This is a genomic window from Spongiibacter sp. (genome assembly GCF_041602295.1).
Lineage (GTDB): Bacteria > Pseudomonadota > Gammaproteobacteria > Pseudomonadales > Spongiibacteraceae > Spongiibacter.
The window spans coordinates 1-18,902 of sequence record NZ_JBFIGO010000023.1 but is presented as its reverse complement, the minus strand read 5'-3'; the positions used below and the strand labels follow the sequence as shown (position 1 = coordinate 18,902).

Sequence of the window (18,902 nt, the reverse complement as noted above, 5' to 3'; positions counted from 1 at the left end):
GACAAGAAACGGGCGGACTCCGATTGAAGCCGCCCGTCCACAAACCTATTTAACAGGCCGTATTAATGCACGTCCTTCCAGTACTCGCGATTCAACAAATAGGCGAATACAAAAAACAACGCTATAAACGCCAGCACATAAACACCGATACGCTTGCGCTTAGCCTGCACCGGCTCACCCATGTACTCGAGGAAATTAACCAGGTCGTAGACCACTTTGTCGTATTCCGCAGGGCTCAAGCTACCCTCACTGGCATAAGTAAAGCTGCCACAAGGATTCAACGCCTCGCCGTTTTTATCAAACAGTACATCTTCACCGGTTAGCGGATCGCGCAGTATACCACCATTTTCAGCATGGACAGGGCCAGGGGCACACTCTGGCATACCCTGCAGCTCCGCCAACACATGGGGCATACCCACGTCCTTAAAGACTTTATTGTTCACACCGTAGGGGCGTGAGGAGTCTGCATAGAAGGTACGCAAATAGGTGTACAACCAGTCTGGATTGCGTGCCCGCGCCACCAGGGTAAGGTCCGGCGGCGCCGCGCCGAACCATTTTTTAGCATCGGCGCTGTCCATGGAATTTTCCATCAAGGCACCGATTTTAGCCGATGCGTCTAACTTCAGGTGCTGCTCGAACAGATCTTCGGGAATATTCAGATCCGTTGCCGTGCGCTGGTAGCGGCCGTATTGCAGCGAATGACAACCCATACAGTAATTCATATAGGTCTGCGCACCGCGCTGCAGCGACGGCAAATCGGTGACATCGGTATCAATTTCGTCACAGGCCATCGTGCCACAATTGAAAGCGGACTCAGCGCCAACGGCCTTGAGCGGCAGGATGGTCAACAGCGCCACAACCAACAAGACACCCATGCTTTTCCAGAAACCCATACCGCCATCGGTAACCCGAGTCGGCTCTGGCTTGGTCGCCTCCCAGCGAGTCCAGAAAGGCATCAGCAGGAAGAAGCCAAAGTAGATCACCGAACAAATACGCGCCAGCAGGGTACGCGCCTCAGTCGGTGCTTTCACGCCCAACACACCCAAGATCAGGAAGGCTGCAGCGAACACCACAATGGCGATTTTACTGATACGCCCTTTGTAACGAATCGATTTAACCGGGCTGCGATCCAACCAGGGCAACAAGAACAGAATCGCCACGGAAGCGCCAAAGGCGACAAAGCCCCACAGCTTATCCGGCACTGCGCGCAGCACTGAATAGAACGGCGTGAAGTACCAAACCGGCGCAATGTGCTCAGGCGTTTTCAAACCGTTGGCGATTTCGAAATTGGCGAACTCAATAAAGTACCCGCCCATTTCCGGCATAAAGAAAATAATGCTGCAGAATACGAACAGGAATACCGCCACCGCCGTCAGATCGTGCACGGTGTAATACGGGTGGAAGGCCACCCCATCGAGCGGCACACCGTTCGCATCTTTATTCTTCTTGATTTCCACGCCATCGGGGTTGTTCGAACCCACTTCGTGAAGCGCCAGAATATGCAGAACAACCAGGGCCAGCAAAATGATAGGCAGGGCAACCACATGCAGGGCAAAGAAACGGTTCAGGGTAATACCGGAAATCAGGTAGTCACCGCGAATCCACTGAACGATGTCCTCACCGACAACCGGGATCGCACCGAACAACGAAATAATAACCTGCGCACCCCAGTACGACATCTGACCCCAGGGCAGCACGTAGCCGACAAAGGCCTCGGCCATCAACGCCAGGAAGATGAACATCCCGAACACCCAGATCAGCTCGCGAGGCTTTTTGTACGAACCGTAAAGCAGAGCCCGGAACATATGCAGGTAAACCACCAAAAAGAACGCCGAGGCGCCAGTGGAGTGCATATAGCGGATAATCCAGCCGTATTCCACATCGCGCATGATGTATTCAACGGAGCGGAAGGCCTCTTCGGCGCTGGGCGTAAAGCTCATGGTCAGCCATACACCGGTCAGCAACTGGTTTACCAGCACCAGCAGCGACAGCACACCAAAGAAGTACCAGAAATTAAAATTCTTCGGCGCATAGTATTTACCCATGTGGGTATCCCATGCGCGCATAATTGGCAGGCGGGCATCAACCCAGTCGCGCAGACCAATCAACATCTTCATTACGCAGCCCCCTGATCAACACCGATGACAAGAATGTTGTCACCCTCATAGGAATAAGGTGGAACAACCAGGTTCTGTGAGGCCGGCGAACCAGCGTACACACGCCCGGACAGATCAAATCGCGAACCGTGACAAGGGCAGAAGAAACCACCAACCCATGCGTCACCACCCAGATCAGGCACGCCCACTTCAGGGCGATGCTTCGGCGCACAACCCAAGTGGGTACAAAGTCCAACCAACACTAGGTATTCAGGCCGGAGCGCACGTGCAACACCTTCGATATACTCGGGTTGATCGGCACCCGCAGACGTCGGGTCCTTGAGGTATGTATCAACAGCTGCCAGCTCCTCGATCTGCTTCTGCGTACGACGCAGCACATAGACCGGCTTCCCGCGCCATTCAACAACCACCATCTGGCCCGGCTCCAGCTTACTAATATCAGCCTTGACCGGTGCACCGGCCGCTTTGGCTTTAGCACTGGGATTCCAAGAACCAACAAAGGGCGTGGCCACACCGACCATACCCGCGGCACCGACCACCGAGGTGGCTGCGGTCAAAAAGCGCCGACGCCCCGTGTTTACGCCGTCATTACTCATGACGATTCCCCCATAACATACGAATAATCAGACCAAGCCGACCCCCAGCAGGGCCGACAGTCAGTTTAAAATGGGGCAAATACTAATGAACTTGACCCCAACTGACAATAAATACCCGGTTTGGCAAGCTGAACCGCGCCCCTCAAACGGGCAAAAAAAAACGCCCACAGATTGCTGTTGGGCGTTTTCCGATAGCCGCCAATAAGCGCCTTCCGGCCTTGCAGGCCGCAGCGGTTAACGCTTGGAGAACTGCGGCTTTCTGCGCGCTTTACGCAGACCGACTTTCTTACGCTCAACCTCACGGGCATCGCGAGTAACGTAGCCAGCTTTGCGCAGCTCGCCGCGCAGGGCTTCGTCGTACTGCATCAGCGCACGAGTAATACCGTGGCGAATCGCGCCGGCCTGACCAAAGCTACCGCCACCACTGACGTTAACTTTGATATCAAACTTCTCAACCATATCGACCAGCTCAAGCGGCTGACGAACGATCATACGGGCAACTTCACGACCAAAATATTGATCCAGCTCTCGGTCATTAACCGAAATGCTACCGCTTCCCGGCTTCATGAAGACGCGTGCTGAAGAAGTTTTACGGCGACCAGTGCCGTAGTATTGAGTGGCTGACATAGTACGCTTCCGTTAGATATTCAGTTCAATGGGCTGTTGAGCAGTATGAGGGTGCTCTGTGCCAGCATAAACTTTCAGTTTTTTAAACATGGCACGACCCAGGGGGTTCTTAGGCAGCATGCCTTTAACCGCACCCTGAATTACCCGCTCAGGCGCCTTGTCGATCAACTTTTCAAAGCTGATGGACTTCAGACCGCCGGGGTAGCCAGTATGATGGTGGTAAATCTTATCTGTAGTCTTGTTACCTGTTACGCGAATTTTCTCCGCATTAACAACAACAATGTAGTCGCCGGTATCGACATGAGGCGTGTACTCAGGCTTGTGCTTACCGCGCAAGCGATGCGCAATCTCACTGGCCAGACGACCCAATGTTTTGTCGGCGGCGTCAACCACGAACCAGTCGCGAGTGACATCGTTGGGTTTTGCACTAAAGGTTTTCATGAATCTCGCCTATGGGGACCGTACCGAACAAAGAGCGCGAATACTACATAAGCGCCAAATGATTTTCAAGTTAAAAACACAGCTTTTTCACCGACCCCGCACGGGCCCCGCGACTTATGGGCGGTGCTCACGCGCCAGGTAATCCTGGGACTGCATTTCCAGCAAACGGCTCTGGGTACGCTCAAATTCAAAGTCTAATCGTCCGCCAGCATACAGCGATTCCAGCGGTGCGGCCGCAGACAATACCAGTTTTACATTGCGGTCGTAAAACTCATCGACCAAATTTATGAATCTCCGCGCCTGATCATCGCGATTCGCACCCAACTGCGGCACATTGCTGAGCACCACCGCATGAAACACCCTCGCCAACTCAATATAGTCGTACTGGCTTCGCGGGCCGTCACAAAGCTCGGCAAACTCAAACCAGGCAACATCGTCGGCCACCTGTTTAGCGACAATCCCCCGCCCCTCAATATCGAGCACCTGGTTCAGTTTAGGCGCTTCCGGCGCCAGGCTGTCAAAACTGCGCTGCAAACTGATTTCCGCCGCCTCATCCAAGGGCGAGTGATACAGCTCGGCCTGTTCCAAGGCACGCAGGCGATAATCGACACCACCATCGACATTGACCACCTGGACATTTTGCTGAATTAAATCGATGGCCGGCAAAAACCGCGCTCGCTGCAGGCCGTCCCGGTACAACTGCTCCGGCACAATATTGGAGGTTGCCACCAGCACCACACCCCGCTCAAACAGGCGCTCAAACAAGCCGGCCAAAATCATCGCATCGGTGATATCCGACACAAAGAACTCATCAAAACAGATCACCCGCGCCTCGTCGGCTATCCGGTCGGCAACCATCACCAGAGGATTTTTCTCACCCGCCAAGGCCTTCAGCTCGCGATGCACCCGCTGCATGAAGCGGTGAAAATGCGCCCTCATTTTTTGCTCAAATGGCAGAGTGTCGAAAAAGGTATCCATCAGATAGGTCTTGCCGCGCCCGACGCCGCCCCAGAAGTACAAGCCCTTGACAGGCACGGGCTCCGGCGCCTTGCGAAACCTGTTGAACACCCCCCTCAGCCCGCTTTTTGAGCGCTGCGGCGGGGCATCTAACAACTCCTCGTAGAGCCTTTGCAAACATGCCACAGCCTGCGCCTGGGCGGGGTCGCGGGAAAATCCACCGGACTCAAGATCGCGCTGATAGCGTGCTAAGGGTGAGGACATAGGACACTCCCTGACTAAGACGGCGGCAACTTTACCCAGCGCGCCGGCAATTGGCAATTTTTAGCGCCGGCATACTGCCCCGCCCGGCCGACACAGTTATACTGTGGCCAAACGCGACCACACGTCGCGTGTAAGGAGGAAAAACCGTGTACGAATTGAGCACCCTGATTGCCGTGGGAATTATCTGCACCTTAATAGGCAGTGCAGCGGGCTATTTTATGCTCAGCCGCATCAGGCCGGAACAGCAGAGCCGCGCCGCACTTGAAAAACAGTTCAACGAAATGCAGCAGCAACAACAAGACTACCAGCAGCAGGTCAGCGGCCACTTTGACCGCACCGCCGAACTACTCAATGACCTCGCTGAAAGTTACCGCAGCGTGCACAACCACATTGCGACAGGTGCTCGCGATCTGCACAGCACCGGCATCAGCCCACTGCAAACCCTACCGGAAGGCCGCCCGGTACTCGAAGGTAACCCAGCTGTCGGCAAACCCTCTGAACAGCCCCTAGATTACGCGCCGCGCCAACCCGGCTCCAAGGGCGCCCTTCACGAAGAGTTTGGCCTGGAAAAAGATCTCACCGAAGAAGACGGCCCGACCCCTCCCGTCGCACCACACGCCTAAACCGCGGCTCAAGCGGGGTTGTCAATATCGATAAACCGATGCTCAACCCCCAGGGTTTCGGCCAACACTGAGGCCAGGGCCTGCACGCCATAGCGTTCGGTGGCATGGTGACCAGCGGCAATATAGTGCACACCCTGCTCGCGGGCACTGTGGATAGTCGGCTCTGACACCTCGCCACTGAGGTAGGCATCGACACCAAGTGCCGCAGCGCGGTCAATATACGATTGGGCAGCACCGGTACACCAGGCTATGCGCGAAATCATTCCGCCACCCACCTCCTCCAGCAAGGGCTCACGCCCAAGCTCGCGCGCCACATGAGCGGCAAATTCAACAGCCGACATCGGCGCGGGCAAACGGCCCACATTGCCTACCGGTCGCACCGAGTCGTCCAAGCCCCCCTCGACGACAATCCCCAGGCGCTCGGCAAGCTGGGCGTTATTACCCAAGGTAGGGTGGGCATCCAGCGGCAAGTGGTAGGCGATCAAACTAATATCGTTGGCCAGCAAACTCGCCAGCCGGCGGCGTTTCATCCCTCGCAAGCAGGGGTCTTCACCCCGCCAAAAAAAACCGTGGTGAACCAAAATCGCATCAGCGCCACTGTCGACTGCCGCGTCGATCAGCGCCTGACTGGCGGTCACACCGCTCACCAAACGGCGCACCTCGGCGCGCCCCTCCACCTGCAAACCATTGGGGCAGTAGTCCTGAAAAGCCTGGGGCTCCATCAGTGCATTTGCCTCAATCAGTAGTTTTTGTAAACTTGTTGCCACATCCACCCCTCTGAATTCGGAATCCATTGCATTCGTGATAGGCTAGCACGCCCGCCGGGCACAGGCACACCAGCCTTGCGACCGGCACACCAACCAGAAGACTGAGGCACCGCGGTGAAGCTGCATTTTTTAAAATCTCTATTCTGGCCCAGCATCTGCGGCCTGTTACTCGGCCTATATATATTGTCCTACCAGCCGACCGGCAGTGCCCCCCAAGACTTCTCCAAGGCCGTAGAACAGGCGGCGCCGGCGGTGGTTAACATTTACACCACCAAGGTCGTCCAGCAACGCCACCCACTGGCCAACGACCCACTATTCAAACATTTCTTCAACCGCAACGGCCGCGCGCGCCAACACCTGGAGCGCAGCTTGGGTTCCGGAGTTATAGTCGACGACAGCGGCTACCTGCTGACCAACTACCATGTTATCAACGGCGCCGATGAAATTTTGGTTATGCTACAGGATGGCCGCCAAGCACTGACCAGCGTCATTGGCAGTGACGCAGACACCGACCTGGCGGTACTGAAAATTGATTTAGAAAACCTGACGGCTATTCGCGTCGGCGAGCCGGAAAAAGCCCGCGTCGGCAATACCGTGCTGGCCATCGGCAACCCCTACGGCTTTGGCCAGACCGTCACCCAGGGCATTATCAGCGCCACCGGACGTTACGGCCTCGGCCTCAGCCAGTTCGAAAATTTCATCCAAACGGACGCCGCCATCAACCCCGGCAACTCCGGCGGCGCACTGATCGACAACCGCGGGCGACTGCTGGGCATCAACACCGCGATCTATACCCAAAGCGGCGGCTCAACCGGCATCGGCCTGGCCATTCCCACCGATCTGGCCCTGCGCACCATGAATGACCTGATCCGCTACGGCCGACCGGTGCGCGGCTGGCTCGGCATTGAGGTTCAGCCATTGGGCAGCGGCGCCAATGGCGTCGTCGTCACCGGCCTGGCCAGCAACGGCCCCGCCGCCCAGGCAGGCCTGCAGCTGGGCGATGTACTCACGGAAATAAATGGCGAGAAAGTGGGCGATGGTCACGCCGGCATGCGCCTGATCACCGACACCCGCCCCGGCGAAACGGTAAGGCTTGGCCTACTGCGCGACAACAAGAGCTTTTTCATCAGCACCAAAGTGGCCATGCGTCCCGAGCTACAGGGCGGCTGATTCAAGCCGCCAAAAAGGCATCCAGACAAGCCAGTAGCCGCGCATTCTGCTCGGCAGTCCCCACCGTAATACGTAGGTAGTTGTCGATGCGCGGCTGCTTAAAGTGGCGAACAATTACACCACCGTCGCGCAGCGCGGCAGCAATGTCCGAAGCAGCGTGCTCGCGATGACAGCTAAACAAGAAATTTGCCGCCGAGGGCAGTGATTCAAAGCCCCGCCGATTCAATTCGGCGCGCAGCACCTCGCGCTGTTCTATTACCGCACTGCGGCACCGCTCGAAGTGGGCCTGATCCAAAAACGCGGCCTCGGCGCCAACCAGCGCCAGGCGATCCAAGGGATAGGAGTTGAAGCTGTTTTTGATGCGCTCCAGGGCTTCAATCAACTCCGCCGAGCCCATCGCCAAACCCACCCGCAGCCCCGCCAGCGAGCGCGATTTCGACAGCGTCTGGGTGACCAGCAAGTTGGGGTAGCTATCGATCAGCGTCACCGCCGACTCCCCACCAAAATCGATATACGCCTCGTCGACCACCACCACTGTTTCCGTGTTCACATCCAGCAAGCGACGGATCTCATCCAGCGGCAGCAAACGCCCTGTCGGCGCATTGGGGTTGGGGAAAATAATTCCGCCATTAATACCGGTGTAATCACCCACCGCGATAGCAAAATCTTTATCCAGCGGGATGCGCTCAAAGGGAATACCGTATAACTGGCAATACACCGGGTAAAAGCTGTAGGTGATATCGGGGAACAGCAGCGGCCGACCGTGCTGAAATAAGCCGTGGAAAATATGGGCCAGCACCTCGTCTGAGCCATTGCCCGCAAAAACCTGCTCGACCGCCAGACCGTAATATTCAGCGACCACCTGCCGCAAGCTATCGGCATTCGGGTCGGGATAAAGGCGCAGCTCATCACCCAGTGCCGCGCCGATGGCCGCAGTCACTTTCGGCGAAGGGCCATAGGGGTTTTCATTGGTATTGAGCTTGGTCAGGTTGGCCAGCTTCGGCTGCTCACCCGGAACATAGGGCTCAAGACCTTCAACAAAGGGGCTCCAAAACCTACTCATCACTACCCTCACTAGACAATCGATACTCGGCGCTGCGGGCATGGGCGGTCAGCGACTCGCCGCGCGCCAGAATCGACGCGGTACGCGCCAAGGCCGCCGCCCCGACCGGAGAGCAATTGATAATTGACGAGCGCTTCTGAAAGTCATAAACCCCCAGCGGCGACGAGAAACGCGCCGTTCCCGAGGTGGGCAGTACGTGATTGGGGCCTGCGCAGTAGTCACCCAGAGCCTCAGGCGTGTGGCGACCAAGAAAAATCGCACCGGCATGGCGAATCTGTGGCAAATATTGCTCGGGCTCGGCCACCGACAGCTCCAAGTGCTCGGGGGCAATGCGATTAATGAGCGCCACCGCTGCCGCCATGTCAGCCACTTCAATTAAGGCACCGCGAGCCACCAGTGACTGGCGGATAATGTCGGCGCGCTCCATCCCCGGCAATAGGCGCTCGACACTGTCGGCAACGCGCTGCAGGTAGTCGCCGTCAGGGCTGATCAGCAGTGACTGTGCATCCTCATCGTGTTCGGCCTGAGAAAACAAATCCATGGCGATCCAGTCGGGATCGGTCAAACCATCGCAGACCACTAAAATCTCCGACGGCCCAGCAATCATATCCAGCCCCACCGACCCAAACACCTGGCGCTTGGCGGTTGCCACATAAATATTGCCAGGGCCAACAATTTTATCCACTCGCGGCAGCGTCTCGGTGCCGTAGGCCAGTGCAGCAATGGCCTGCGCACCGCCCACGGCAAACAACCGGTCTACGCCGGCAATCGCCGCCGCCGCCAGCACCATATCGTTGACATAGCCCTTTGGTGTGGGCGATACCGCAATCAATTCACCAACGCCCGCCACCTTGGCGGGGATCGCATTCATCAGCACCGACGAAGGGTAACTCGCTTTGCCACCGGGCACATACAAACCAACACGATCCATGCCGCGAATTTGCTGACCGAGCACGGTGCCGTCATCCTCGCGGTACTGCCACGACTCCTGTTGCTGGTGTTCGTGATAGCTGCGAATACGCTGCGCTGCATCCTCTAGGGCTTGACGCTGGTCGTCGTCAATGCGCGACAGTGCTGCCTGCAATTGCGCCTGACTAAATTCAAGCTCAGCCACCGACGCGACATCAACGCCGTCAAAGCGGCGGGTATACTCCAACAGGGCCGCATCACCACGCAGGCGAATATCGGCCAACACCCCGGCAACGGTATTGACAACCTGCGCATCGGAGACGGAATCCCAAGCGAGCAGCCGGTCCAATTCCGCATCAAAACCGCTATCCGCAGCGTTTAAACGGCGCATCAATGTTCGACTCATTCAGGCCTCCGCGCTGCGAGCGGCCACCGCCCGCGTTAAATCATCGACAATGCCCTGTATTGCTTGATGCTTGCGCTTCATCGCCGCGCGATTGACCACCAAGCGCGAGCTCACTGGTGAAATCAGCTCCCGCGGCTCCATGCCATTGGCCCGCAGCGTATTACCGGTGTCAACAATATCGACGATCAAGTCGGCGAGGTCCATCAGCGGCGCCAACTCCATGGCGCCATAAAGCTTGATCAGCTCCACCTGAATACCGCGCTCGGCAAAATGGCGACGCGCCACATTCACAAATTTGGTCGCCACCCTCACTCGCCCCTGCGGCAGCTCCTCCCCGACTCGCCCTGCTGTCATCAACTTGCAGCGGGCAATATTCAGATCCAGCGGCTCATACATATCCTCAGCGCCAAGCTCCAACAACATATCCTTGCCGGCAATACCAATATCCGCCGAACCCAGCTTTACATAAGTGGGTACGTCGGTGCCGCGAATCACGATCAACTGTATATGGGCATGATTCGTCGCAAAGATCAGCTTGCGGCTACTGGAGATATCCTCCAGCGGCGCGATACCCGCCTCGGCGAGCAGAGGCAGGGTTTCTTTGAGAATGCGCCCCTTGGTAAGGGCGATAGTGATGGGCTGATCCACGCGTACAACTCCTGAACTAGGCGGTGCCGGCAAGCGCTGCCAGCGATCTCCGAGGCCGTCAATCAGCCGCTGATGCGGCGTATCTCGGCGCCGAGAGAGAGAAACTTTTCTTCAATACACTCGTAACCACGGTCAATATGATAGATGCGATCGACGACGGTTTCACCGTCGGCCACCAAACCGGCAATCACCAAACTGGCCGAGGCGCGCAAGTCACTGGCCATCACCGGCGCGCCCTTCAGGCGCTCCGTGCCGGTAATCACTGCGGTATTCCCCTCGACACTGATCTTGGCCCCCATGCGATTCATCTCGTGGGCCTGAATCAAGCGATTTTCAAAAATCGTCTCACTGACTCGGGACACCCCATCTGCCACCGCATTCATCGCCGTGAACTGGGCCTGCATATCGGTGGGAAAACCGGGGTATGGCATCGTTTTAAAACTCACCGCCCTGGGGCGACGGCCGTGCATATCCAGGCGAATCCAGTCCTCGCCTTGCTCAATCTCAGCACCGGCCTCTTCCAGTTTAACCAGCACGGCCTCCAGAGTATGCGGATCAATATCGCGCAGGCGAATGTCGCCGCGACTGGCCGCAGCAGCCACCAAATAAGTGCCAGCCTCAATGCGATCGGGCATCACTGAATAACTGCAACCCCCGAGCTTATCGACACCGTCGATAGTAATCGTGGCACTGCCATGACCGGAGATCTTGGCCCCCATGGCAATCAGGCAGTTCGCCAAGTCGATAATTTCCGGCTCGCGGGCGGCATTTTCCAGCACCGTGCGCCCCTCCGCCAAACAGGCCGCCATCAACAGGTTTTCAGTACCGCCGACCGTCACCATATCGAAGAGGATATGCGCGCCTTTCAGGCGCCCACCCGGGCTCGTAGCCGTAATATAGCCCTCATCCACCTCAATATGCGCGCCCATTGCCTCCAGGCCGCGCAGGTGCTGATCCACCGGCCGGCTGCCAATGGCGCAACCGCCAGGAAAAGACACCCGGGCGTGACCAAAATGGGCCAGCAGCGGACCGAGCACCAAAATGGAGGCGCGCATCGTCCTCACCAGTTCATAGGGCGCGGTGGTCTGCTTGGTAGTGGCGCCATTGATCTCTACGCAGAGTTTTTCATCAACCAGCAATTCGGTCCCCATACTGCGCAGCAGCGCAATCATGGTGGTGATGTCGTGCAAGTGCGGCAAATTACTGACCCGCACCGGCTCGCTGGACAACAGCGTCGCGGCAAGAATCGGCAGTGCCGCGTTTTTTGAGCCCGATACCCGGATCTCTCCGCTGAGCGGACCACCGCCGCGGATTAGCAATTTATCCATGAAAACTCCTGCGCCACTGCGCGCCGATAACCTCTATTGGGCTTCAGCGGGAGTGAGCGCTTTGATGTTAATAGCGTGGAGAGAGCCGTCTTTAATCCAATCGTTAACCGCCGCGTAAACCAATTGCTGGCGGCGCACCGGACGCAGGCCGGCAAAAGCCTCACTGACCACCTGCACGTCGAAGTGATTGCCTTCGCCCGTCACGGTAAAAACGCCGTCGGCAAAGTGTTCGCCAAGTCGCGCCAGGATCTGTTCTGATTGCATGGCCGTGATATTCCGTAATTTCGAAAAACAAGCGGCGAATTGTACGCAATTGCAACGGCCTTGGCGAGAAGACCGTTATTTAGCCGCCTGCTCCATCACCTCTTTCGGAGCCACAGTCCAATTACTGATCACCTTGTCGAGATCTCCCTTGTGCGTCGACACTGCGGTGAGAAATTGATTTTGGTAGATCAAGCCGAGATTAAGCCCCTCGATGATCACATTGCGCAGCTTCCAGCTGCCATCGCGGTCGCGGCGCAGGGTATACACCACCTCATAGGGCGCAGCCCGCTCGCCATAGATGTGCTGGCGCACACCGACACTGCCCGACAAATCGGCATCAGCCGGCAACGGCAACACTTCGATTTTATTGCCGTTAAAGCCCAACAAGCCTTTGGCGTAGGTATTGATCAGGCCATCCTTAAAATTCTGCGTAAAGCGAATAACGTGGTCACGAAATTGCGCCCGCTCTTCCTCGGTGCGCAGGCTCTGGTAGTACTCGCGACTGCCGTATTTACCCATCACGCCGCGGGCAAAGCTCTGGAAATCGACCACTTCATCCATAATTCGCCGCACTTCCGCATTAAAGCGCTGAGGATCGGTGGCGACGTAGGTTCGCGCCTCCTCAATAACCTTCATCAGCTCCTGGGTTGTCCCCGCCACCACCTCGTGGGGACCGCGCTGAGGCGCGCTGGCCGCAGCGACCATGCCCGCCCAAGCAAGCAAACACAGTGCCATTACCATCTTTTTCAGCATTATTTCTCTCTCCAAGTGTCAGCAGCGAGCGACGGCAAAGTATGCGATACCGGCCGCGCTCTGCGAAATCAGACCGCAGTTTACGTAATTGGCTCCCCGCCCGACGACGAGGTAAACCTGTTAATTTTTCACATTGGAAATTATCATAGCGAAAATTAGCCGCCGCTTAACGACATTAGCGCGATAACGAGGTCATATTTTTCACCATGCCATCTTCTTATATCGACACCGCCACGCGGGTTATCGCCATGGAACGCGACGCAGTCAGCGCGCTGGGCGAGCGCATTGATGACAGCTTTAGTCGCGCCTGCGAACTCCTGCTGCAGTGTAAAGGCCGCGTCGTCGTGACCGGCATGGGCAAATCGGGCCATATCGGCAACAAACTGGCAGCCACGCTGGCCAGCACCGGCACCCCAGCATTTTTCGTTCACCCCGGCGAAGCCAGTCACGGCGATATGGGCATGATCACCGCCGGCGACGTCGTCATCGCGCTGTCTAACTCCGGCTCCACCGCCGAACTCGTCACGCTCATTCCCCTGCTCAAGCTACTGGCTGTGCCGGTCATCGCCATGACCGGCAAGCCCCACTCTGAACTCGCCACCAGCGCTGATGTACACCTGGATGTCGGCGTCGCCCAGGAGGCCTGCCCGCTAAATCTCGCCCCCACCTCCAGCACCACGGTATCACTGGTAATGGGCGACGCCTTGGCAATCGCTCTACTTGAGGCTCGCGGCTTTACCGCAGACGATTTTGCCTTTTCTCACCCCGGCGGTGCCCTGGGCCGGCGCCTGCTCCTCAAAATCGACAGTATTATGCACACCGGGTCGGAGATTCCGCGGGTCAATAGCGGCGTACCACTCAGCGACGCACTACTGGAAATGAGCAGCAAGGCGCTGGGCATGACCACCGTGCTTAACAGCGATGGCAGCCTGGCCGGCATTTTCACCGATGGCGATCTGCGCCGCGCCATCGACAAAGGGGTGGATATTCATCACGCCAGCATTGACGAGGTAATGACGATAAACTGTCGCAGCATCAAGCCCGGCACACTGGCCGCAGAAGCACTGCGCATCATGGAAGACAATAAAATCACCGTACTGGTCGCTCTCGACACAGACAACAAACCCATCGGCGTTGTCCACACCCACGACCTGTTGAAAGCCGGCGTCGCCTAAGGATGAGCCCCCTATGCAAACTGTGATAGAAAAAGCCCGTACAATCAGCCTACTGGCCATGGACGTGGACGGCGTACTCACCGACGGCAGCCTGTTGTTTGGTAACAGTGGCGAAGAAATGAAGGCCTTCAGCATTCTCGACGGCCTCGGTATAAAGCTCCTTCGCGACGCCGGTATCCGCCCGGCAATTATTACCGGGCGCACATCCGATCTACTGCTGCGCCGTGCTGCCGAACTCAGCATAGAGCTGATTTACCAAGGCCGCGAAGACAAAGGAACAGCCCTGGAAGAACTGCGCCAAGACCTGGGCCTAGAGTACTCTCAGATCGCCTATGTTGGCGACGACCTGCCTGATCTCGCCGCCATTCGCACCGCCGGGCTGGGCATCACCGTAGCCAACGGCCACCATTTCGTCGCTCGCCACGCCGACTGGCAAACACGAGCCGCCGGGGGCAGTGGCGCCGTACGCGAAATCGCCGAGCTGATTCTGATGTCACAGGGCAAGCTCAACGCCGCGCTGGAGCAATTTCTATAGATGGCTACCCCCGCGTTCAATATCAATGCGGCATCGGTGCTATCAGCGCTGGCCGCCATTGCCGGCACTGTTATCTATCTCACACAATTCAGCGAGAGCGGAAAACTGAGCCTCAGTGAGCGCTTCGACGCCATCCCTGACGTCGACTCCCACCTGCAGACCATTGAAGGCCTCAAATACCGCGACGACGGCGCGATCGCCTACCGCTGGCGAGCCGACAGCGCCGACCGAATGATCTCCAGTGGCGATGTCCACCTTAGCAAGCCCTACTATATCGGCAACATCGGCGAGCAGCGGCCGTGGACGGCGCAAGCGATAAACGGCACACTGTCGCAAAATGGTCAGCAGCTCACGCTGCGCCAACAAGTACTGGTAGAAGACCTCATCCACGAGGCGGAAATTCGCACGGAGCAACTCAGCATCGATCTGGAGCGCAGCATCGTCAGCACGGACCAGCCACTGAATTTGCAGCTACCCAACGGTCAAACCCGCTCTGTAGGCATGAAGGCCGATCTCCAGCAGGAGAAAGTCGAGCTACTATCGCAGGTAAAGGGACGCTATGAACCTCTGTAATTTGTCCGTCGCCCTGCTTGTCCTGGCGTCAATCGCCAGCGCGGCTCAAGCCCTGCCCGAAGACCGCCGCCAGGCGATCAATCTCAGCTCGGACAAAGCAACCTACGAAAACAACCGCGGCATTTATACCGGCAATGTCAGCATGTCCCAGGGCAGCTTAAAAATCCGCGCCGACAAGCTCATCATTGTGGAATCCGACCGCAAGGTGCAAACCGTCATCGCCCACGGCAGCCCAGCCCACTTCGAGCAACAACCCCGCGCCGACGAAGGCGTCGTTGTTGCCAGTGCCCGATTGATTGAATACAGCTTAGAAGCGGAAGAGATTCTGTTGCAAAAAGATGCCACTATCCGCCATCAGGGCTCTAAAATCAGTGGTGATCGCATCATCTATAGCGGCCGCAAACAAATGGTCATCGCCGACGGAGGCAGCCGCTCGCTGGACGGCCGAGTTCAGATGACCCTGCAGCCCCAGCAAAACAGCGCGCCCAACGGCGCAGAGGGCGACAGTGAAGAGTCAGCCCGCCCACCAGCAACAGAGATCCTCCGCTGATATGCCGCTACTAAAAGCCAGCAACCTCGCCAAGGCCTACAAAGGCCGCGAAGTCATCAAAGACGTATCCCTGAGCATCAACAGCGGCGAAATCGTCGGCTTGCTGGGCCCCAACGGCGCGGGCAAGACCACCTGTTTCTACATGATCGTCGGCATCGTCAATGCAGATCGCGGACGCATCCAGCTCGACGACAAAGACTTGACCCCACTGTCGATACAGGGGCGCGCCCAACACGGCGTCGGCTATCTGCCTCAGGAAGCCTCCATCTTTCGCAAGCTCAGCGTTGCCGACAACATCATGGCGATCTTGGAAACCCGCCGCGACCTCAATCGCAAGCAGCGCCAAGAAAAACTCGAGGCACTACTACAGGAATTCCACATTACCCACATTCGCCAGTCATTGGGCATGGCGCTGTCGGGCGGCGAACGCCGCCGCGTCGAAATCGCCAGAGCACTCGCCACCGAGCCCAGTTTCATCCTGCTCGACGAGCCCTTTGCCGGAGTAGACCCCATCTCGGTCAACGATATTCAGCAGATTATTCGCCACCTGCAGGCACGCGGCATCGGCGTACTGATCACCGATCACAATGTCCGCGAAACCCTCGATATCTGCGAGAAAGCTTATATTGTCGGCGAGGGCCGCATCGTCGCCGAAGGCAATGCCGAGTCAGTGCTGAACAACCAGGTCGTGCGCGACATTTACCTCGGCGACACATTTACACTGTAAGCAAAAAAGCGGCACAGCAATTGCTTTAGAATGCTGTTGCAGCCGCCCCGCTCCACGACTACACTGAGCTTAATGCATCGCCACCATCGCTTTATGCGCAATGCACAATTCCCCCAGGTATGGTTGTAGTAGAAGTCACTGCCTATGAAACAATCGCTTCAGCTTAAGGTCGGCCAACAGCTGACCATGACACCCCAGCTGCAACAGGCGATTCGTTTATTACAGCTTTCCACCCTCGACCTTCAACAGGAAATCCAGTCCGCACTGGACTCCAACCCGCTACTGGAAATCGAAGACGACAGCGACAATATCGAGGCGCAAGCCAGCAACAGCCAGAGTAAAAACAGCGACAGCAAAACCGACACGGCAGAAAGTGAGACCCACGGCAACGAGGCCGACACGGAATGGGCCGAGCGCAGCGAAATACCTGAGGACCTGCCTGTCGACAGCCAGTGGGAAGATGTCTACCAAAGCAGCAGCCCGGTCTCATCTGGCGCCGCCGCCGGCGACGACGGCATCAGCGACGACTATCGCCACAGCAGCTCAGAATCCCTGCAAGACCACTTGCGCTGGCAGCTCAACCTCAGCCGACTGTCCGAACTCGACCGCATCATCGCCGATGCCATCATTGACGCGATCGATGACAAGGGCCGGCTCACCGTCAGCCCCGAAGAGCTCGTCGACGCCTTCGACGACGAAAACATCGAAATCGAAGAGGTCAATGCGGTACTCCACCTTATACAGCAGTTTGACCCACCTGGCGTTGGCGGTCGCGACTTGCAGGAATGCCTGCTAATTCAACTGCGGCAATTGCCGGCCAACACGCCGCTGCGAGACCAAGCGATACAGATTGTCGAACAGCATATGGCACAACTGGGCAACCGCGACTACAACCAAATCATGCGTCGCTGCCGGATCAAAGAAGAACAGCTGCGCGACACCCTGCTGCTGATACAGTCTCTCAACCCCACGCCCGGTGACAGCATCGACAGCGACGACACGGAGTACGTCGTCCCCGACGTCTTTGTCAGCAAAAAAGAAGGGCGCTGGCTGGTCGAGCTCAACCCCGACATTGCCCCCAAGATTAAGATTAATAGCCACTACGCATCACTGGCCAAACAGGGTAATAGCGGCACTGACAAAGACTATATACGCGACAATCTGCAAGAGGCCCGCTGGTTTATCAAAAGCCTGCAGAGTCGCAATGAAACGCTGATGAAAGTGGCAAGCAAAATCGTCGAATACCAGCGCGGCTTCCTGGAATACGGCGAAGAGGCAATGAAGCCTCTGGTGCTGCACGATATCGCCGATGCAGTAAGCATGCACGAGTCGACGATCTCGCGGGTTACCACGCAAAAATATATGCACACCCCTCGCGGCATCTACGAGCTAAAATACTTTTTCTCCAGCCATGTATCCACCGACACTGGCGGCGAATGCTCGTCCACCGCGATTCGCGCACTGATCAAAAAATTAATCGCAGCGGAAAACCCGCGCAAACCGCTTAGTGACAGCAAAATAACAGATCTACTCGCCGAGCAGGGCATCAAGGTTGCCCGGCGAACCATTGCAAAGTATCGGGAATCACTGGTCATTCCGCCGTCCAACGAGCGGAAGCGACTGGTTTAACGGGCCGGCGATAGCGCGGCCGTAAACAAGCGCCGGGAGGCGCCGAGTGTTCTCAGCGATGAAGGAGCAAGATATGCACATAACTGTTAGTGGTCACCACGTAGATGTCACCCCGGCACTGCGCGATTACGTCAACAACAAACTTGCCAAACTGCAGCGACATTTCGACAATATCACCAACACCGATGTCACCCTCTCCGTAGAAAAATTGGTACAAAAGGCCGAGGCAACGGTTCACGTGGCGGGGGCAGACCTGTTCGCCACCTGTGAATCTGAAGACATGTACGCCGCTATCGACAGCTTGACTGACAAGCTCGATCGCCAGCTCATTAAACACAAGGAAAAAAATCTCGGCCGCTAGGCCCAGATAAATTCCGGACAACATAGTGCTATGACTCTTGATTCAATACTCAGCCCCGGACGTACCCATTGCGGTACGTCTGTGGGCAGCAAAAAACGCCTCCTTGAGCAGATTTCAATCTACATCAGCGAGGACAACAAACAATTCAATGCCGACGAGCTGTTTAACGAGCTGCTCGCCCGCGAACGCCTGGGTAGCACCGGCATCGGCCACGGCGTGGCCATCCCCCACTGCCGCAGCCAACAGTGCACGCAAATCACCGGCATGCTACTGAAACTGGCCGAGCCCATTGACTTTGAAGCGATCGACGACCAACCCGTTGACCTCGTTTTCGCGCTGATCGTACCCGCGGAAGCCCACGACGAACACATTAAAGTACTGGCCAGCCTCGCCAACGCCTTCAACGAAGACAGCTTTCG

General features: G+C 57.1%; 22 protein-coding genes. 10 read left to right on the top strand and 12 right to left on the bottom strand.

The window, feature by feature from the left end:
* Positions 1-62: 62 nt before the first annotated feature.
* The 5 genes from ABYM29_RS06225 to zapE all read right to left on the bottom strand — a co-directional run bounded on the left by ABYM29_RS06225 (position 63) and on the right by zapE (position 5,002).
* Positions 63-2,117, bottom strand: a complete 2,055-nt coding sequence (locus tag ABYM29_RS06225) for a ubiquinol-cytochrome c reductase (protein WP_372863507.1) — start codon at positions 2,115-2,117, stop codon at positions 63-65.
* Complete coding sequence (gene petA / locus ABYM29_RS06220) at positions 2,117-2,713, bottom strand: ubiquinol-cytochrome c reductase iron-sulfur subunit (RefSeq protein ID WP_372863504.1); 597 nt, start codon at positions 2,711-2,713, stop codon at positions 2,117-2,119. Before petA ends, ABYM29_RS06225 begins: the two co-directional genes overlap by 1 nt.
* 234 nt (positions 2,714-2,947) lie before the next feature.
* Positions 2,948-3,340 (bottom strand): 30S ribosomal protein S9, encoded by a 393-nt coding sequence (rpsI, locus tag ABYM29_RS06215; RefSeq protein ID WP_372863501.1) that lies wholly within the window; start codon positions 3,338-3,340, stop codon positions 2,948-2,950.
* Between the two features lie 12 nt (positions 3,341-3,352).
* On the bottom strand, positions 3,353-3,781 hold the full coding sequence (gene rplM / locus ABYM29_RS06210) for a 50S ribosomal protein L13 (RefSeq protein ID WP_372863498.1): 429 nt from the start codon (positions 3,779-3,781) through the stop codon (positions 3,353-3,355).
* Positions 3,782-3,895: 114 nt separating this feature from the next.
* Positions 3,896-5,002 carry a cell division protein ZapE gene (zapE, locus tag ABYM29_RS06205; RefSeq protein ID WP_372863495.1) on the bottom strand — a complete coding sequence of 369 codons (1,107 nt, stop codon included), beginning with the start codon at positions 5,000-5,002 and terminating at the stop codon, positions 3,896-3,898.
* Positions 5,003-5,148: 146 nt separating this feature from the next.
* Here zapE and ABYM29_RS06200 point away from each other — a divergent pair, with 146 nt between their 5' ends.
* Entirely contained in the window at positions 5,149-5,625 is a 477-nt protein-coding gene (locus tag ABYM29_RS06200; RefSeq protein WP_372863492.1) for a YhcB family protein, read from the top strand.
* 8 nt (positions 5,626-5,633) lie between these two features.
* Here the strand turns inward: ABYM29_RS06200 and ABYM29_RS06195 are convergent, their stop codons facing one another.
* Positions 5,634-6,392 carry a Nif3-like dinuclear metal center hexameric protein gene (locus tag ABYM29_RS06195; protein WP_372863489.1) on the bottom strand — a complete coding sequence of 253 codons (759 nt, stop codon included), beginning with the start codon at positions 6,390-6,392 and terminating at the stop codon, positions 5,634-5,636.
* Positions 6,393-6,506: 114 nt separating this feature from the next.
* On the opposite strand from ABYM29_RS06195, the gene ABYM29_RS06190 reads away from it, so the two are divergent.
* Positions 6,507-7,562, top strand: a complete 1,056-nt coding sequence (locus ABYM29_RS06190; protein ID WP_372863486.1) for a trypsin-like peptidase domain-containing protein — start codon at positions 6,507-6,509, stop codon at positions 7,560-7,562.
* Position 7,563: 1 nt separating this feature from the next.
* Here ABYM29_RS06190 and hisC read toward each other — a convergent pair whose 3' ends face one another.
* From hisC to ABYM29_RS06160, 6 genes are all read right to left on the bottom strand, one after another.
* A complete protein-coding gene (gene hisC / locus ABYM29_RS06185; protein WP_372863483.1) occupies positions 7,564-8,625 on the bottom strand; it encodes a histidinol-phosphate transaminase in 1,062 nt (353 codons plus the stop codon).
* The gene (gene hisD / locus ABYM29_RS06180) at positions 8,618-9,940 is read right to left on the bottom strand and encodes a histidinol dehydrogenase (RefSeq protein ID WP_372863480.1); all 1,323 of its coding nucleotides are present in this window, start codon (positions 9,938-9,940) and stop codon (positions 8,618-8,620) included. Before hisD ends, hisC begins: the two co-directional genes overlap by 8 nt.
* Complete coding sequence (gene hisG / locus ABYM29_RS06175; RefSeq protein WP_372863478.1) at positions 9,941-10,588, bottom strand: ATP phosphoribosyltransferase; 648 nt, start codon at positions 10,586-10,588, stop codon at positions 9,941-9,943.
* A 62-nt stretch (positions 10,589-10,650) separates the two neighbouring features.
* Positions 10,651-11,916 (bottom strand): UDP-N-acetylglucosamine 1-carboxyvinyltransferase, encoded by a 1,266-nt coding sequence (murA, locus tag ABYM29_RS06170; protein WP_372863476.1) that lies wholly within the window; start codon positions 11,914-11,916, stop codon positions 10,651-10,653.
* 33 nt (positions 11,917-11,949) lie between these two features.
* Entirely contained in the window at positions 11,950-12,180 is a 231-nt protein-coding gene (locus tag ABYM29_RS06165) for a BolA family protein (RefSeq protein ID WP_372863474.1), read from the bottom strand.
* A gap of 75 nt (positions 12,181-12,255) precedes the next feature.
* Entirely contained in the window at positions 12,256-12,933 is a 678-nt protein-coding gene (locus ABYM29_RS06160) for a phospholipid-binding protein MlaC (RefSeq protein ID WP_372863471.1), read from the bottom strand.
* Positions 12,934-13,139: 206 nt separating this feature from the next.
* Between ABYM29_RS06160 and ABYM29_RS06155 the strand changes: the two genes are divergently transcribed.
* The 8 genes from ABYM29_RS06155 to ABYM29_RS06120 form a co-directional block, all read left to right on the top strand.
* Positions 13,140-14,108: a KpsF/GutQ family sugar-phosphate isomerase gene (locus ABYM29_RS06155; RefSeq protein ID WP_372863468.1), complete on the top strand. Its 969-nt coding sequence runs from the start codon at positions 13,140-13,142 to the stop codon at positions 14,106-14,108.
* A 13-nt stretch (positions 14,109-14,121) separates the two neighbouring features.
* On the top strand, positions 14,122-14,643 hold the full coding sequence (locus tag ABYM29_RS06150) for a KdsC family phosphatase (RefSeq protein ID WP_372863465.1): 522 nt from the start codon (positions 14,122-14,124) through the stop codon (positions 14,641-14,643).
* A complete protein-coding gene (gene lptC, locus ABYM29_RS06145) occupies positions 14,644-15,216 on the top strand; it encodes an LPS export ABC transporter periplasmic protein LptC (protein ID WP_372863462.1) in 573 nt (190 codons plus the stop codon).
* Positions 15,203-15,766 (top strand): lipopolysaccharide transport periplasmic protein LptA, encoded by a 564-nt coding sequence (gene lptA, locus ABYM29_RS06140; RefSeq protein ID WP_372863460.1) that lies wholly within the window; start codon positions 15,203-15,205, stop codon positions 15,764-15,766. Before lptC ends, lptA begins: the two co-directional genes overlap by 14 nt.
* Position 15,767: 1 nt before the next feature.
* A complete protein-coding gene (lptB, locus tag ABYM29_RS06135; RefSeq protein WP_372863457.1) occupies positions 15,768-16,493 on the top strand; it encodes an LPS export ABC transporter ATP-binding protein in 726 nt (241 codons plus the stop codon).
* 144 nt (positions 16,494-16,637) lie between these two features.
* Positions 16,638-18,122, top strand: a complete 1,485-nt coding sequence (locus ABYM29_RS06130) for an RNA polymerase factor sigma-54 (protein WP_372863455.1) — start codon at positions 16,638-16,640, stop codon at positions 18,120-18,122.
* 73 nt (positions 18,123-18,195) lie between these two features.
* Positions 18,196-18,483 (top strand): ribosome hibernation-promoting factor, HPF/YfiA family, encoded by a 288-nt coding sequence (gene hpf, locus ABYM29_RS06125; RefSeq protein ID WP_372863452.1) that lies wholly within the window; start codon positions 18,196-18,198, stop codon positions 18,481-18,483.
* A gap of 30 nt (positions 18,484-18,513) precedes the next feature.
* On the top strand, positions 18,514-18,902 hold a 389-nt coding region (locus tag ABYM29_RS06120; protein WP_372863448.1), incomplete at its 3' end, for a PTS sugar transporter subunit IIA.